The 15,952-nt window shown below is 73.2% G+C and carries 13 protein-coding genes and 1 pseudogene; 2 read left to right on the top strand and 12 right to left on the bottom strand.

Features of this window, described 5'->3' with window-relative positions; all coding sequences use genetic code 11:
• Positions 1-118: 118 nt before the first annotated feature.
• From AC067M_RS42145 to AC067M_RS42110, 8 genes are all read right to left on the bottom strand, one after another.
• Positions 119-793, bottom strand: coding sequence for a hypothetical protein (locus tag AC067M_RS42145; RefSeq protein WP_478702295.1), 675 nt, complete (start codon positions 791-793; stop codon positions 119-121).
• A 390-nt stretch (positions 794-1,183) separates the two neighbouring features.
• Positions 1,184-1,930 (bottom strand): YcnI family protein, encoded by a 747-nt coding sequence (locus AC067M_RS42140; protein WP_478702294.1) that lies wholly within the window; start codon positions 1,928-1,930, stop codon positions 1,184-1,186.
• A gap of 40 nt (positions 1,931-1,970) precedes the next feature.
• Complete coding sequence (locus tag AC067M_RS42135) at positions 1,971-2,576, bottom strand: hypothetical protein (RefSeq protein ID WP_478702293.1); 606 nt, start codon at positions 2,574-2,576, stop codon at positions 1,971-1,973.
• A gap of 83 nt (positions 2,577-2,659) precedes the next feature.
• A complete protein-coding gene (locus AC067M_RS42130; RefSeq protein ID WP_478702292.1) occupies positions 2,660-4,795 on the bottom strand; it encodes an SWIM zinc finger family protein in 2,136 nt (711 codons plus the stop codon).
• Between the two features lie 383 nt (positions 4,796-5,178).
• Positions 5,179-8,022: a DEAD/DEAH box helicase gene (locus AC067M_RS42125; protein ID WP_478702345.1), complete on the bottom strand. Its 2,844-nt coding sequence runs from the start codon at positions 8,020-8,022 to the stop codon at positions 5,179-5,181.
• A gap of 166 nt (positions 8,023-8,188) precedes the next feature.
• A complete protein-coding gene (locus AC067M_RS42120; RefSeq protein ID WP_478702291.1) occupies positions 8,189-8,770 on the bottom strand; it encodes a sugar kinase in 582 nt (193 codons plus the stop codon).
• Positions 8,767-9,915 (bottom strand): ROK family glucokinase, encoded by a 1,149-nt coding sequence (locus AC067M_RS42115; protein WP_478702290.1) that lies wholly within the window; start codon positions 9,913-9,915, stop codon positions 8,767-8,769. Before AC067M_RS42115 ends, AC067M_RS42120 begins: the two co-directional genes overlap by 4 nt.
• A 241-nt stretch (positions 9,916-10,156) precedes the next feature.
• Positions 10,157-10,894 (bottom strand): GntR family transcriptional regulator, encoded by a 738-nt coding sequence (locus AC067M_RS42110; protein WP_478702344.1) that lies wholly within the window; start codon positions 10,892-10,894, stop codon positions 10,157-10,159.
• A gap of 129 nt (positions 10,895-11,023) precedes the next feature.
• Between AC067M_RS42110 and AC067M_RS42105 the strand changes: the two genes are divergently transcribed.
• Positions 11,024-12,028 (top strand): Gfo/Idh/MocA family protein, encoded by a 1,005-nt coding sequence (locus AC067M_RS42105; protein ID WP_478702289.1) that lies wholly within the window; start codon positions 11,024-11,026, stop codon positions 12,026-12,028.
• Positions 12,029-12,065: 37 nt separating this feature from the next.
• On the opposite strand, the gene AC067M_RS42100 is transcribed toward AC067M_RS42105, so the two are convergent.
• The 3 genes from AC067M_RS42100 to AC067M_RS42090 all read right to left on the bottom strand — a co-directional run bounded on the left by AC067M_RS42100 (position 12,066) and on the right by AC067M_RS42090 (position 15,306).
• Complete coding sequence (locus AC067M_RS42100) at positions 12,066-13,250, bottom strand: cytochrome P450 family protein (RefSeq protein ID WP_478702288.1); 1,185 nt, start codon at positions 13,248-13,250, stop codon at positions 12,066-12,068.
• Positions 13,251-13,294: 44 nt separating this feature from the next.
• Positions 13,295-13,966, bottom strand: a complete 672-nt coding sequence (locus AC067M_RS42095; RefSeq protein WP_478702287.1) for a response regulator transcription factor — start codon at positions 13,964-13,966, stop codon at positions 13,295-13,297.
• Between the two features lie 95 nt (positions 13,967-14,061).
• Positions 14,062-15,306 carry a sensor histidine kinase gene (locus AC067M_RS42090; RefSeq protein ID WP_478702343.1) on the bottom strand — a complete coding sequence of 415 codons (1,245 nt, stop codon included), beginning with the start codon at positions 15,304-15,306 and terminating at the stop codon, positions 14,062-14,064.
• A 182-nt stretch (positions 15,307-15,488) separates the two neighbouring features.
• Here AC067M_RS42090 and AC067M_RS42085 point away from each other — a divergent pair, with 182 nt between their 5' ends.
• A complete protein-coding gene (locus AC067M_RS42085; protein ID WP_478702286.1) occupies positions 15,489-15,707 on the top strand; it encodes a hypothetical protein in 219 nt (72 codons plus the stop codon).
• A gap of 12 nt (positions 15,708-15,719) precedes the next feature.
• Here the strand turns inward: AC067M_RS42085 and AC067M_RS42080 are convergent.
• Positions 15,720-15,857, bottom strand: a pseudogene (locus AC067M_RS42080) (ribonuclease domain-containing protein); the annotation flags it as partial.
• Positions 15,858-15,952: the final 95 nt, after the last annotated feature.

Raw genomic sequence — 15,952 nt, 5'->3', positions numbered from 1 at the left:
CCGCGGAAGGTCCCGGGACGGGAGTGGGAGGGGGGCGTACGGCGTGCACGCCCCGTGCCCGAAGCCCCGGCACCGACAGACACGGCGCCTGTGGGACGGCCTCGGGAAACCGGCTGTCTCAGATGACAGCGATCCCGGCCGGAGGCCCCCGAGAGATGATCGTGTGCGTCAGCGCCAGCCGCGGCACCCGCTCCGAACGCTCGCGCGTCGGCCGCAGACTGGGTCGGCACGGCGGGACGGGCAGCGCGGCGAGAGGAAGCCGCAGCGGGGCGGCCAGCCACCCGGCGACGGCCCGTAGCAGACGGAACGCGGCCCGCTCGCCGTAGGCCAGCCACAGGCCGCTCAGCAGCGCGGCCAGCGCGTGGGCGGCGAGCATGCCCAGCGACGGCGTGCCGCCCGTGCCGTGCGCCATGTGACCGAGGTACTCGGCGTGCGCCACGTGCCCCATGTCCATGGACCCCATGGAACCCATGTCCATCGCGTCCATGGACATGCCGCTCATGTACCGCGCCACGGACCCCGTGCCGGGTCCCGAGGGCGCCGAATGGACCAACGAAAAGGCCGAGTGGAGCGCCCCCTGGGCCATTACCGCGACGGACACCACCAGCGGGACGCCGCGTTCACAGCCCGTCAGAGTCCAGCCGACGCAGCCCGTCGCGGCGAACCCGGCGGCCATCGTCCACCACGGCACGGGGGAACCGGACATCATGACGTGTCCGAGGGCAGCGAACACCACACAGACGGCCGCGAACATCGCGGCCCGTACCGTGCGCGCACCCCACCCAGCAGTCATGACGGCCTCATCCTCGCATCCGGGCTCCGCTCGTCACCGGTGGGTACGCGCAGACCCCGGGCCTGCCACTCACCCCGAAGAGAGTGATACAGGACACAGCGTCCCGCCGGAACTCGGCAGCCGAACCGGCCGACCCTACGAGTGAGGCTCATACGGCGTTCTGGCCCGGCCGGACCACATGTCGGTGAGCCGGCGGCCGGACGGCCGCCAGAGACGCTGTTCGGTCACCGGGCGTTGCCCCGAACGGGCGGCTGCGACGACTGCCAGGCGCGCAGCTGCGGGCTGTTGGTGGCCGGACCACTTGTATGGCGCACGTCACATGAGAGGCGGGGTAGACGGCCGACACCGGCCCTGCCGCCAGGTATCCGGCGGCAGGACCGACCACATGTCCTACTCGGCTCGGGATCCGACGGAGCGGCTGCGGACGACGGCGAACACGGCGGCCGCCAGTCCCAGCACACCCACGGTCAGCCCGGCGACGCCGAGCCCGCGGGCGGTCGAGTCACTACTGGACGCGGTCGCCTTGGAACTGTCGGAGCTCTTCGTAGTCGCCGAGGAGGTCGTGGTGGAGGCGCTGTCTTCCTGCGCGCCCTTCGCGGTGAGCTTGATGACCGGCGCCGGGTTCTCCGGCTCCTCCCCGCCGGACTCCGCCTCCTCGATCCAGCGGACGGTCTTGCCGTCGGAGTACGTCTGGAGGGCCTTGAAGGTCAGCTGGTCGGTGTCGTCGGGAAGCTGCCCGAACGCAACGTCGAAGTCCTCGAACTGGCCCGCCCCGATCTTGCCGCCGGTCCAGGTGATCTCCGAGACGGCGTCGGTGATGGTGCCGTCGTCGGTCTTGACGGGCGTCTTGAGCTTCGTGTTCGTCACTTTGGCGGTCCAGCCGTCCTGCGGCGAGACGAGCACGCCGAGGACGGGGTGGTCGGTCGGCAGGAAGACCTGGACCTTTGTGGTGCCGGCCGTGTCCTCCTCGTTCGGTACCCGGAAGGTGATGACGCCGTCCGTGGCGCCCTTGGCGTAGCTCTCGGGGTGGACGGTGACGTGCGCGGAAGCGGCACCGGCGGCGGCGATGACTCCGGCAGCGGCCAGGGTGGCGACGAGGCCGGCCCGGCGCAGGGTGGTGGTGCGAGTCGTGGACATGGGTGAGTGGATCTCCGTACTCAGGAAGGGATGTCGAGGTTCAGATCGCGTACGACATCCCCGTCGGCGGTCCTCGCCGGTGCACGGCGTACCGCAGCAGCGCATGGTGCAGTGGCCGCGCTTCACCGGCAGCCCGACGTGCCTGCCGCGGCACGACCGGTACGCCTCGCGCTCCCCGTACCACCTGCAGCCAGGCGACAAGGCCTGGCACGAACGCGACCGCCCACCGCAGCAGCGACCACAGCGCGGCCTCGCCGCGCCGCAGCCACCAGGTCAGCACGAGGGCCGCCGCCATGTGGGCGCCGGTGGCGTGAGGGGTCAGCGCATGGGCGGAGGAGTGGGACATCCGCATACCCTGCATGACCGTCACGGAATGCGGCCGGACGGCGGCGAACGCGAAGTGCAGCGCACCCTGGGACGTCAGCGTCCCCCCGCCGATACCGACCAGCGACCGTTCCCGTCCGCCCAGCAGACAGCCGGCCACGAACACCAGCAGGCCCCCCGCCACCTGCCCCCACACCGGCGGCGCCGCACCTGTGGCCAGCAGATGCCCCCCGGCGGCAAGCAGCACACACAGCACGGCGAACACCGCCGCACGCAGGCTCCGCACCGCCGTGGATACATGCACGTCGCCCGATGCTGCCATGCGGCCCGAGGGTCTCCCCTCCTGCCCCCGCATGCGCACCACCACCACGTCCTTGGTGGGTGGGTGCGTCGGGGTGGGTGAGGTCAGAAATCGGTGGGCGTGCCCAGGCCTGTCAGGGCGCCCACCGGGTCGGGGTCGGGGGTGCCTCGGGGCCACCAGTCGTCGTGGGCCGGTTCCGACTCATAGGCGTACCACAGGCCGTCCCGGCCGAGACGGAGCTGGACGTGGCCGCGGGGGTGGGTGAGGCGGTTGCGCCAGGGGCGGAAGGCGGGGAGGTCGGCGGCCAGGAGGAGTGGGCGGGCGCGGTCGAAGCGGCCGGCCGGCGGGTCCCAGGGCTCTTCGAGAACACCGAGGCCGTCGAGCCCGCCCTGGCGCCAGGCGGCGACCGCCCGCGCCAGCTCCGACGGGGTGCGGCCGGTCGCGGAGGCGAGCGAGGAGTAAAGGGAGCGGGTCGCCGCGGTGAGCCCGGAACCGGGGCGGGCCGCGGCGATCCGTACCGCGTCCTGCCACAGGGTCAGCTCGCCGACCTCGTCCCGTCCGGTGCTGAGCAGGGCGTGCGCCCGGGCGGCGGCGTCGGTCGCCAACTGGTCCAGCGCGAAGGGGTCGGGGCCGCCGGGTGCCGCCGGGTACGCCGGGGGCTGCTCCGGGTGCGGGGGCACCGGCAAAGGAGCGGGCAGGGGCGGGAGTTGGCGCGCTGCGAGCGCCTCGGAGGCACGTACGCCGGGAAGCGGCGCCGGTTCCCGCTCCTGCGCGGCGCGGGCCGCGCGTGTGGCGTTGCGGCGGGACAGCGCGTCGAGCACCTCGCGTTCCCCGCGGCCACGCAGCAGAAGCAGGACGAAGGGGTCGGCGTCGAGCAGGCGCGCGGTCTGGTAGCAGAGGGCGGCGGCGTGCTTGCACGGGTGGCCGCGGTCGGGGCAGCTGCAGTGCGGGTCGAGGTCTCCGGGGCCGGGCAGCAACGACACTCCGCAGTCGGCGAGGGACTCGGGCATCTCCTTGTCCAACAGTGCGGCGATGTGCCCCGGCCGCTCCACCGCCGCCTCCAGGAATCGCTCCCAGTCCGCGTCACCGAGCGTCCGCAGCCGCACCTGTACGCGGTACGGGCGAGGGCGGCTGCCCTGCACATACGCGAGCACGAGCCCGGGTGTGACCGTGATGGCGTCCACATGCCCCTGCTCGGCGTAACCCCGCCCACGGGCCAACCGCTTGGCGTCCAGCGCGCCCTCCTCCAGCGCCGCGACCCAGGCGTTGCCCCACCAGGTCTCGGCGAAGCGGGCGTCCTCACCGTCCGACACGCGGGCAGGGAAGGCCGGGAAGGTACGACGGTGGTCGCCGTCCCGGGCGGGGGCGGCCATGGAACGGGGGTGCCGGGGGGTGGGGTCGGCGTCCGTCGCGGGTGGGGACGGAGGCGTGGGCCGGGACGGGGAGGAGAGGGAAGTGGACGGAGGCGGAGGGGGCGGCGGGGACAGGGAGGCGGACGGAGGGGGGAGCGGTGAGGGGGCCCGGGCAGGGGACGGAGGCGGGAGCGGCGTCGAGGTCCGGTCGCCCGCCTCGGCAACGCCCCGGTCGCCCGCCTCGGCAACGCCCTTGTCAGCCGCCTCGGCAGAGGTCCAGTCGCCCGCCTCGGCAGAGGTCCAGTCGCCCGCCGCGGCAGCGCCCTTGCCAGCCGCCTCGGCAGCGCCCCTGTCACCCGCCTCGGCAGAGGTCCAGTCGCCCGCATCGGCAGAGGTCCAGTCGCCCGCCGCGGCAGCGCCCCTGTCGTCCGCCTCGGCAGACGAACGCCGCTGCGCCGGGGTGTCCCCGGTCCCAGGAGACTGCTCGGCCTCCCCCGGCTCCTCCTCCGCATCCGACGGCATCCGGAACGCACCCGCGAGCAGACTCCGCAGGTCGCGGGCGGCACCGCCACCGGGTGCACGGTGATGACTCGGACGGCCGGGATCCCGCTCGGCGCTCGACCCACCGGACTCCGGACCACCGCCAGGGCCACTTGGGCCCCGGTCACGGCTCTGGGCACCGGCTGTTCGGCCAGGCCTCCCACGCCGGTGGTGGTCCTCGGCCGCCTCCGCACGGGGCGACCGTCGGCGACCGGGTTCGGATTCCTCCCGGGCCTGGCGCGCCTCGGTGCGAGCAGCACGCAGCGCCTGACGGGCGACGTCCGCGGGCCGCTCGCCTCGCTCGGGCACGGCAGGCACGGCACGCACGGCGGGCTCTGCCGCGGGCATGGCGGACGTAGCAGGCTCTGTGGGCTCGGCAGATCCTGCGGGCGTGGCAGGTACGGCATGGCCGCCTGCTGCCCGTTCATCCACGCCGCCGGAGTCCTCGCCCCCTGCCCCGCGCCGCCCCGCGAGCGCCCGCCGCAGTGCCTCCCGGGCCGCGTCCGCGGGACGGACGACATCAGCACTGCGGGGCCCGTCACCGGACCGGCCCACCTCAACGGGCCGGACCTCACCTTCCCGTGCCGCTCTCAGCGCTCGGCGTGCCGCGTCTGCGGGCCTGTCGGTCGCAGGGGCACCGGCACCCGTCTCACCGGCACCCGCACTCGTCTCATCGGCGCTCGCGCCCGTCCCGCCGACACCCGTCTCTTTCCGCCCGTCGGACATCTCGCTCACGCCTCCCTCCGTAGCCTCACGAGGTCGGTCAGCTCACGGTCCGTCAGTTCGGTGAGGGCCGACTCACCCGAGCCGAGGATGGCGTCGGCCAGGGCGCGCTTGGATGCCAGCATCTCGGCGATGCGGTCCTCGACCGTGCCCTCGGTGATGAGGCGGTGGACCTGGACGGGCTGGGTCTGGCCGATGCGGTAGGCACGGTCGGTGGCCTGTTCCTCGACGGCGGGGTTCCACCAGCGGTCGAAGTGGACGACGTGTCCCGCGCGGGTGAGGTTCAGGCCGGTGCCGGCGGCCTTCAGGGACAGGACAAGGACCGGGGTCGTGCCGTTCTGGAAGCGGTCCACCATCCGTTCGCGTTCCGGTACGGGCGTGCCGCCGTGCAGCAGGTCGACCGGGACCGCGCGGACGGCCAGGTGGGAGGTGATCAGGCGGGCCATCCCGACGTACTGCGTGAAGACCAGAGCGGAGCCGTCCTCGGCCAGCACGGTGTCCAACAGCTCGTCGAGCAACGCGAGTTTGCCGGAGCGGGCGGCGGCGGGGGTCCCCCCGCGCGAGCGAAGCCGAGCGTGGGGGACGTCACGGGCGGCCGCTTCCTCCTTGAGGTACAGCGCCGGGTGGTCGCAGATCTGCTTCAGTGCGCCCAGGAGCTTGAGGACCAGGCCCCGGCGGGCGATGCCTTCCGCCGTCTCGATGGCCAGCATCGACTCGCGCACCACCGCCTCGTACAGCGCGGCCTGTTCGCGGGTGAGCGGGACCGGGTGGTCCGTCTCGGTCTTCGGCGGCAGCTCGGGGACGATCCCCGGGTCGGACTTCTTCCGGCGCAGGAGGAAGGGGCGCACCAGGCGGGCCAGGCGCTCCACCGCCTCCTCGTCCTCACCGGTCTCCACCGCGCGCGCGTGCCGGGCGCGGAAGGACTTCAGAGGGCCGAGGAGTCCCGGGGTCGTCCAGTCCAGCAGGGCCCAGAGTTCCGACAGGTTGTTCTCGACCGGGGTGCCGGTCAGGGCCACGCGCGCGGGGGCGGGGATCGTACGCAGGGCCTTCGCCGTGGCCGAGTAGGGGTTCTTGACGTGCTGGGCCTCGTCCGCGACGACCATGCCCCAGGTTTGCGCCGCCAACGTCGGTGCGGCCGAGCGCATCGTGCCGTACGTCGTGAGGACGAAGCCGCCGGTCAGGCCGTCCAGGGTGCGCTCCGGGCCGTGGAAGCGGCGGACGGGGACGCCGGGCGCGAAGCGGGTGATCTCCCGCTGCCAGTTGCCGAGCAGGGAGGCCGGGCAGACCACCAGGGTCGGTGCGCTGCGGGCCCGTTTCAGGTGCAGGGCGATCAGTGTGATCGTCTTGCCGAGGCCCATGTCGTCGGCGAGGCAGCCGCCGAGGCCGAGGGAGGTCATGAGGTCGAGCCAGGCCAGGCCTCGGAGTTGGTAGTCGCGCAGGATCGCCTGGAGACCGGGGGGCGGGTCGGCCGGCCGTAGACCGGCGGTCAGTCGGTCGCGCAGGGCGGCCAACGCGCCGACGGGGACCGCCTCGACCGTCTCCCCGTCGACCTCCGCGGTGCCGGTGAGGGCGACGGACAGCGCGTCGACCGGGTCGAGCAGGCCGAGTTCGCGTTTGCGGGCCTTGCGGACGAGGGCCGGATCGACCAGGACCCACTGGTCGCGGAGACGGACGACCGGTCGGTGGGCCTCCGCGAGGGCGTCCATCTCTGCCTCGCTGAGCGGGTCGCCGCCGAGCGCCATCTGCCAGCGGAACTGGAGCAGTTCCTCGCTCTCGAAGAAGCCGGTGCCATCGGTCGCCGAGCCCGGCGCGGGTCGTACCACCGCCGCCGCGCTCAGGTCGTGCGCCAGGTCCCTCGGCCAGTGGACGGCTACTCCGGCGGCCGCGAGCCGGGTGGCTGCCACGCCGAGCAGATCGCTCAGCTCCTCCTCGGTCAGGGCCAGGACGTCGGGCGTGTCCTGGTCGGCGAGCCGGGCCAGCGGTGGCCAGACCCGGGCCGCGCGTCGCACGGCGAGAGCCGCGTCCACACGCGCGCGGGGACCGAATGCGGTGTCCGCCTCGCCCGCCCACAGCGCCGCCGCGTCGGCCACCAGGGTGGGGTCGGCGAGGCTGTGGACCTGGACGATCGCCGCGCCGGCGGCCCGTACCGCACCGGCCTCGTCGAACAGGTCGTACGCCGAGAGGTCCAGGCGCAGCGAGACCCGCACGCCCGCGTCCATCCCGGCGGCGACCTCGGCGGCCCACTCGTGGGCATCGGGCAGGCGGTGGGGGCGGCGGTCGGCGAAGGGCTTTCCGGCGGAGTACGGCGCCGCGGGGGTGCGGGGCAGGGTGTCCGCGACCGCGTCCAGGAAGGCGCGCATCAGCGCTTCCGGCTGCGGCAGGCGGAGTGGGCCGGGGCCGGGCAGCGGGACGGCATGGCCCTCGAACGGCAGGGCTGCGGCGACCGCGCGGAGGTGGGCGATGTCGTCCGGATCGAGGGGGCCCGCGCGCCAGGCGTCGTGCCCGGTGGCGGTGAGGCCGGGCAGCAGCCGGCCGCGCGCGGCGAGCCGCAGGGCGTGCAGCGCGGCCGCGCCCCAGCAGGCGGTGGCGGGGTGGGCGGCGGGGTCGCGGCGGGCGCGGACGAGCAGCGGGAGTGCCTCGGCGAGGGGCAGGGACAGGGCGGGGGCGGTCCGGCGTCGCACTCCGGCGCCATGCCGTCGTACGACGGTGAGCTCCGTGGGTGCGGCGGGCAGGTCGCCCCCCTCGGGGTCCCAGAAGGCGACCTGTCCGTCGCGCGGGAGGGGTGCGGGCAGGAAGACGGCCGCGAGACGCACGGGGACGGGCTCCCTCGCATCCCCCGACACCCCTGCCATCCCGGTCACCGATGCAGTGTCGGTCACCGATGCCGTGTCGGTCATACGCTCTGTTCACCTCCCGCCCTCGAGTCGGATCAGACGTCTTCGACTCTACGGGCGGGGTCTGACAATCGGCCCCGGCGACCGCTCCGGGACCGACCGGACCGCTCCGGGACCGGCTCGATCAAGGAACCGTGCGCGAGACGACGTAGATCATCGGGTGGTCGGGATCTGCGAGGTTCACCACGACGTCGTGGGTGGGCGCCGGGTTCTTCTGCTGGTGGACGAGGCTCCACCACGGGCCGGGACCGGTGAACTTCCAGCCGGTGACCTTCTGGTCGCGGTGGCTGATCGTGATGTCGTCCTGCTTCAGCCAGGTCCGGTCGGTGTCCAGGGCGTCCAGGAAGAGATCGAGGTTGGGGGCGGTGGTCTGGAACTGGACGTAGAGACGGCTGGTCTTCCAGTTGTTCGTCTCGTAGTAGGCGACCTTGGTGGACGGGTGCGGGATCGGCACCTGGTAGAGGCGGCGCTGCACGGTCGACGGCCAGCCCGCGGTCAGTCCGGTCGCCGAGTACTTCGCCTCCTTGTCCTTGCCGCTGTCGCGGCTCTGGTTGGCGGAGATCACCAGGTAGCCGGCCGGAACGCCGATGAGCAGCACGATGATCAGCAAGGTGATGGCCCTGCGGCGGATCATGTGGCGGTGGTCCTCGGCCGGCTCGGGCGGCTCGTCCGGGGGCGTGGCCTGGCGGGGCAGCGAGGCCGTCATGCCGTGTCCCGGGTACGGCGGACGGCCTCCGCGTACCGCTCGTAGCGCTCATAACGCTCCACCCGGCGCCGCTTGGCGCGCCGGAAGCGCCGGGCGACGAGACGCGCGAGGTCCGCGGCGCCGACCATGCCGGCCTCGGGGCCGAGCTGGGCGCGGACGATACGGGCCTCGGGGCGGTAGCCGCGCCCGGTGAGGTGACGCTTGAAGGCGTCCCGCGCGGGGCCGATCAGCAGGTCGTCGGCGGCCGACACCCCGCCGCCGATGACGAAGCAGGAGGGGTCGAGGGCGGCCGCCAGGTTGGCGATGCCGACGCCGAGCCACTGGCCGATGTCCTGGAGCAGTTCGACGCACATGGCGTCGCCGTCGCGCGCCAGCTCGGTGATCATCGGGCCGGTGATGTCGGCGATGTTGCCCTGGACGTGTTCGATGATCCCGTACGCCACCGGGGAGTCGGCGGCGGCCAGCTCCCTGGCCTCCCTGACCAGTGCGTTGCCCGAGCTGTACTGCTCCCAGCAGCCGCGGTTGCCGCACGGACAGCGGTGGCCGCCGGGGACGACCTGCATGTGGCCGAACTCGCCCGCGACGCCGTACTTGCCGCGCTTGACCTGACCGTCTTCCAGGATCGCGCCGCCGATGCCGGTGCCGAGCGTGATCATGACGAGGTGGTCCTCGCCGCGGCCGGCGCCGAAGCGCCACTCGGCCCAGGCGGCGGTGTTGGCGTCGTTGTCGACGAGGACGGGGACCGCGAGGCGCCCGGCGATGCGGTCGCGCAGCGGCTCGTTGCGCCAGGACAGGTGCGGGGCGAACAGGACGCGGTTGCGGTCGGCGTCCACCCAACCGGCGGCGCCGATCCCGACGGCGTGCACGTCGTGCCGGTCGGACAGGTCCAGGACCAGCTCGACGATGGTGTCCTCGACGACCTTGGGGCTCTTGGACTTGTCCGGGGTCTCCGTGCGGACCTTCTCCAGGATGTTCCCGTCGGCGTCGACGACGCCCGCCATCACCTTCGTGCCGCCGATGTCGATGCCGACCGTGGGCACGCGGGGTGCGGTCAGGTGCGAGCGGCGCTCCCGGGTGCCGACCGTGCGGAGTGCGGGGGCGCGCCGGGAGCCGATGGGGGCGCTGAGGTCGCGGTAGGTGCTCATCGCCGCCGATTCTGCCTCACGTCGGCGCCTTGTGCTGTGCCCGGGTGGGAGCGGGGTGGCGCGTACCGTCTGCGGCGTGCGGCCCCACGGTGCCTTGTCGCGCCCACGCGGTGGAGCCGCACATGGACACAGCCCCGCGCCCCTTTGGGGGCGCGTCGCTGGTCGTGTCTCCGACAGTCCGGCTACGCGGGTCGGATTGTCCGGACAATGCGACGAAGAGAGCAGGTGTCCGGGGCATGCCTCATGGCCGCACCAGGAGCTGGAACTCGAAGGAGTAGCGGCTCGGGCGGTAGGTGTGGTCGCCGAACTCGACGGCGCGGCCCGTGTCGTCGAAGGTGGTGCGTTGCATGGTGAGGAGGGGGGCGCCCTCCGGTTCGGCCAGGCGTTCCGCCTCGGAGGCGGTGGCGGCGCGGGCGCCGATGGACTGGCGGGCGCTGTGGAGGGTGATGCCGGCGGCCCGCATCAGCCGGTACAGGCCGGTGGCCTCCAGCTGCGCGGTGTCCAGGTCGAACAGGCCGGTCGGGAGGTGGTTGCAGAGGTACGCCATCGGCTCACCGTGGGCGAGACGCAGCCGTTCCACCCGGTGTACGTCGCTGTCCTCGGCCACGCCGAGTGCGGCGGCGACCTCCGCGGTCGCCGGGACGACGGTGTTGACGAGTACCTTGGTCGCCGGGCGCTGTCCGGCGGCCTCCAGGTCGTCGTAGAGGCTGCTGAGTTCCAGGGGGCGCTTGACCTGGCTGTGCACGACCTGCGTACCGACCCCTCGGCGGCGCACCAGGAGGCCCTTGTCGACGAGGGACTGGATGGCCTGGCGGACGGTCGGCCGGGACAGGCCGAGCCGCGCGGCGAGCTCGATCTCGTTGCCGAGCAGGCTGCCGGGGGTCAGCGTGCCGTGCTCGATCGCGGCTTCCAGCTGCTGGGACAGCTGGAAGTACAACGGCACGGGAGAGCTCCGGTCCACACGGAGCTCGAGCTGCACGGTCGGGTCCACTTCTGGTTTCGGCACGGGCCGAGCGTAGCTCCGCGACCGGGTGACGGGAAGTTTTGTAGTTCGATTGTCCGGACATACGCATTGACATCGCCGAGGCTCCGTGGCCACTTTGTTTTCATGCGCATCGGGGTTATCGGTACAGGTCGCATCGGCGCGATTCACGCCAACACACTCAGCCGCCACCGTGAGGTCGGTTCCCTGATCCTCACGGACGCGGACCCGGCGCGGGCGCAGGAGCTCGCGGGGCGGCTCGGGGAGACGGCGGCGCCGGGCGTGGACGAGATCTTCAGGTGGGGCGTGGACGCGGTGGTGATCACCACGGCCACCGAGGCACACGCCGAGCTGATCGGTCGGGCGGCGCGGTCGGGGCTGCCGGTGTTCTGCGAGAAGCCCATCGCGCTCGACCTGACGGGGACCTTACAGGCGATCGCCGAGGTGGAGACGGCCGGAACGATCCTTCAGATGGGGTTCCAGCGGCGCTTCGACACGGGCTACACGGGGGCGCGGGACGCGGTGCGCTCGGGGCGGCTCGGGCGGTTGCACACGGTCCGGGCGGTGACGTCGGACCAGGCGCCGCCCGCGGCCGCGTGGCTGCCTCTGTCCGGCGGGCTGTTCCGGGACACGCTCATCCATGACTTCGACGTGCTGCGCTGGGTGACCGGGCGCGAGGTGGTGGACGTGTACGCCGCCGGGTCCGACGCTGGGCCGCAGATGTTCCGCGAGGCGGGGGACGTCGACACGGCGGCGGCGGTCCTCACCCTCGACGACGGCACCCTCGCGACGGCCACGGCGACGCGGCTGAACGGGGCGGGCTACGACGTGCGCATGGAGCTGGCCGGGGAGCTCGACCAGATCGTCGTGGGGCTCGACGACCGTACGCCGATCGCCTCCACGGAGCCGACGGGCCCGCCGGCCGCCGACAAGCCGTGGGGCGGCTTCCTGGAGCGGTTCGCTCCCGCCTACGAGGCCGAGCTGGCGGCGTTCGTCGAAGTGGTGCGGGGTGAGCGGGCGAACCCGTGTGACGGACGCGAGGCGTTGCAGGCGTTGAGGATCGCCGACGCGTGCGACACATCGCGCAGGGAGCGCAGACCGGTGGCTCTGGCCGAGGTGCCGGGCGGCTGAGCGGACCCGGTGTTCCAAGGTGCTGCCGCGCCGGGCTCTACCAGCGCACCGGCAAGCTCCGCATCCCGCGCATCAGCATGCCCGGCAGCCACTCCCCGGGTGGGCCGTCGAGAGTGAGGGTGGGGATGCGGCCGAGGAGGGTGTGGATCGCGGCGCGGGCTTCGAGGCGGGCAAGCGGGGCGCCGAGGCAGTAGTGGATGCCGTGGCCGAAGGCGAGGTGGGCTCGGGTGTCGCGGCGGATGTCGAAGTGGCCGGGGTCGGGGTAGCGGGCGGCGTCGCGGTCGGCTGCGGCGAGGCCGATCATGACCGCCTCGCCCTGGCCGATGGGCGTGCCGCCGATCTCCAGGGGTTCGGCGGCGTACCGGAACGTCGCGTTCTCCACCGGCCCCTCGTAGCGCAGCATCTCCTCGACCGCGCCGTCGAGGAGGGTCATGTCGGCGCGCAGGGCGGCGAGTTGATCGGGGTGGGTGAGCAGGGCGTGGACACCGTTGGCGATGAGGTTGACCGTGGTCTCGAAGCCCGCGATGAGCAGGATGAACGCCATACCTCGCAGCTCGCCCGGGGAGAGCCGGTCGCCGTCTTCCGCCGTGGTGCGGATCAGGTCGCTCAGCAGGTCGTCGCCCGGCCCGGCGCGGCGCTTGAGCTCGATCAGTTCGGTGAGGTACGCGGCGAGCCGCACGTACGCGTCGTGCTCGCTGTCCGCGCTGGTCGGCGCGACGGCCTCCGTCGTCAGCTTGCGGAACGCCGTGCGGTCCAGTTCGGGGACGCCGAGCAGCTCGCAGATCACGGTGAGGGGCAGCGGGTAGGCGAACGACTCGACAAGGTCGGCGCGACCCTGCGGCAGCATCGCGTCGAGCAGGTCGTCGGTGATCCGCTGAACCCTGGGCCGCAGCTCCTCCACCCGGCGTGGGGTGAACGCGCGGGAGACCAGGGCGCGCAGCCGTGTGTGCTGGGGCGGGTCGGCGACCAGCAGGTACTTGCCGATCAGCTGCTCGTCGAGGAAGACCACGCCGATGCGGCTGCCGTCCTTGGACAGGCGGGGGTCGGCGAACGCGGCCCGCGCCTCCTCGTGTCCCACGACGAGCCAGGTCTCGTGGTGCGCGTCGGGCGCAGGCAGCCGCACCCGGTGCACCGGGCCGCGCTCCCTCAGCCGCTCGTACACCCCGTGCGGGTCCTGCCGGAATCCGGCGCCGAACTCCCCCAGGTCGATCACGTCCGCCATGGCACTTCCCCTCCCGTTACTGTGCCAACGCGCGACGCCGGCGCTCAGTGCCCGTCGTCGTCCAGGAGTTCCGCGTCGTAGGCCAACAGGGCGATCTGCACCCGGTTGTTGAGGTCGAGCTTGGCCAGGATGCGGGAGACGTGGGTCTTGACCGTGGCGACACTCATGTACAGCCCGGTGGCGATCTCTGCGTTGGACAGGCCCCGGCCGACGGCGACGGCGACCTCGCGTTCGCGGTCGTTGAGGGTGGCGATCCGCTCACGCGCGCGTGCGTGGCGGGTGTCGGCGGCCGTTCCGGCCGCGTGCCGCATCAACTGGCGGGTCACGGTGGGCGACAGGACGGGGTCGCCGGCCGCGACCCGGCGTACCGCGTCGAGGATCTCGGCGGGCGGGGTGTCCTTGAGGACGAATCCGGCGGCGCCCGCGCGCAGGGCGCGCAGCACCTGTTCGTCGGCGTGGAAGGTGGTGAGGACGACGACCTGCGGTGCGTCCTCGCGGCGGCGCAGCAGTTCCGTGGCCGTCAGGCCGTCCACCGTGGGCATCCGGATGTCCATCAGGACGACGTCCGGGCGGGTGCGGTCGACCAGCGCCTCGACCTCGCCGCCGTCTGCGGCCTCACCGACGATCTCGATGTCCTCGGCGCCGCCCATCATGAAGGACAGGCCGGTCCGCACGAGTGGGTCGTCGTCGACGAGGAGGAGTCTGATGACAGTCATGGGGCTTACGTAATCACGGTGCGCGGGGCGCGTGTTGACGCTCGCACCGGGTTCGTCGAGGGGGTCCGGGGCCAGGGGGCGAGAGGTCCCCTCGCTCACCCCCACGGCAGCCACGCCCGCACCATGAAGCCCCCGTCCTCCTGCGGCCCGTGGGTCAGGCGGCCCCCGGCCAGCGTCGCCCGTTCCGTCAGGCCGATCAGGCCCTGGCCGGAGCCGGGGACGGCCGGGACCTCGCCCTCGGGGGCCGGGTTGTGGACCGACAGGGTGAGGCCCTCGCCCGGGGCGCCGGTGACCGCGACCGTGACCTCCGTGCCGGGGGCGTGCTTGCGGGCGTTGGTGAGCGCCTCCTGGGCGATGCGGTAGGCGGTGCGGCCGACGGAGGCGGGGACGGCGGCGGGGTCGGTGACGCGGTTGTCGAGGAGGACCTTCATCCCGGCCTCACGGGACTCGGCGACCAGTGCGTCCAGCGCGGCGAGGGTCGGCTGGGGGCGGCCCGCGTCCTCGGAGTCGCCCGCGCGCAGGACACCGATGATCTCCCGGAGGTCCTGGAGGGCCTCGTGGGCGCTCTCCCGGATGACGCCGGCCGCCCGCGCGATCTCCTCGCGGGGCGCGTCCGGCCGGAACTCCAGCCCGCCCGCGTGCACGCTGAGCAGGGTCAGCCGGTGCGCGAGCACGTCGTGCATCTCCCGGGCGATGGCCTCGCGGGCCAGCCGCTGGGCCTGCTCGGCGCGCAGCCGCGCCTCCGTCTCGGCGCGCCGGGTCCGGTCCCGCAGGCTCAGCAGGAGCTGGCGTTTGGACCGTACGAGCAGGCCCCAGCCGATGACGGCGACGGTGAGCAGCGCGACGAAGGCGACCACGACGCGATACGGCGAGTCGGGGTCGGGACGCAGGAGGTAGAAGAGCGGCAGCAGGGCCAGGGAGGCGCCGCCGGTCCAGGCCACGTACCGCAGCGGCCGGTGCACGGCGAGGGTGAAGAGGGCGACCAGGCAGGCGCCGCCCGAGGTGTTCGACACGAAGCCGACGGGGACCAGAGCGACCGCGAGCCCGACCGGCCAGCGGCGGCGCAGCCAGACCGCGGCGCAGGCCAGGGCGCCCAGGCACTGGTCGGCGACGGCCACGGCGTGCGGAAGGTTCACCTCGTCCCGCACGGTCTCCGCGCCCAGGAGACCGATGCCAATGGCCAGGAAGAAGCAGGAGAAGTCGACGATCCAGTCGCGCGCGGTGCGCCGGGGCCGCCCCGAGCGCCCCGCGTCGGGGTCGAACTCGTGGACCACCGCGGACGGAAACAGCCATCGACGCCCCGCGAACGCCGGCGGGGTCCCCGCCGGCCTGTCAGCCATCACGGTCGACCAATCTATGCGCGAGGCTTGCCCTGCGCCCTGGTCCGACGGCAATCACCGACCAAAGTCGCGCCACCCCAGACTTTCGGCGCGCCCGCCCCGGCCCGACGGGAACTTCCGCCGGACGCGCCTCGCCCCGCGGCCGATGTGCGTGGGGGGCCCGCGGGGCGAGGGTTCTGCTCATGAAACAGGTGTTGGAGGTAATCGGGTTCATCGCCTTCGTGCAGGGCGTGATGGGCCTGTTGCACGAGTTCGCCCACTGGGACGTGGGTCTCCTGCAGCGACTCGACTTCCTCGACGGCTACGGCGTCTTCGCGAGTGTCGTGCTGATCGTGCTGGCGTGCGCGCTGTTCGCCGTGGCCGAGAGCCGCGCGCCCGAACAGGGCCGTAAGCCCGAGTGAGGCCGAAGGCCCTCAGCAGTCGTGGTCGACCAGGTCGAACGTGGCGTAGTGGTCGGCGGTGTAGTAGTCCTCCTCGTTCCGCTGGCCGGTGACGATGCGCCGCGCGCCGCGCGTGGAGGACCCCGGCGTCTTGACCGTGTACTCGTGGTACTAGTGTCCTGCGCCAGAGATCCGTTGGCAGAAGCGGGCGAGGGAATCGAGGATCTCTTCGGCGGTCTTGGTCCAGATGAACGGCTTGGGGTCCT

The organism is Streptomyces sp. NPDC043427 (assembly GCF_056436655.1).
The sequence above is the reverse complement of the archived record's forward strand: the minus strand, read 5'-3'. Positions and strand labels throughout refer to the sequence as shown.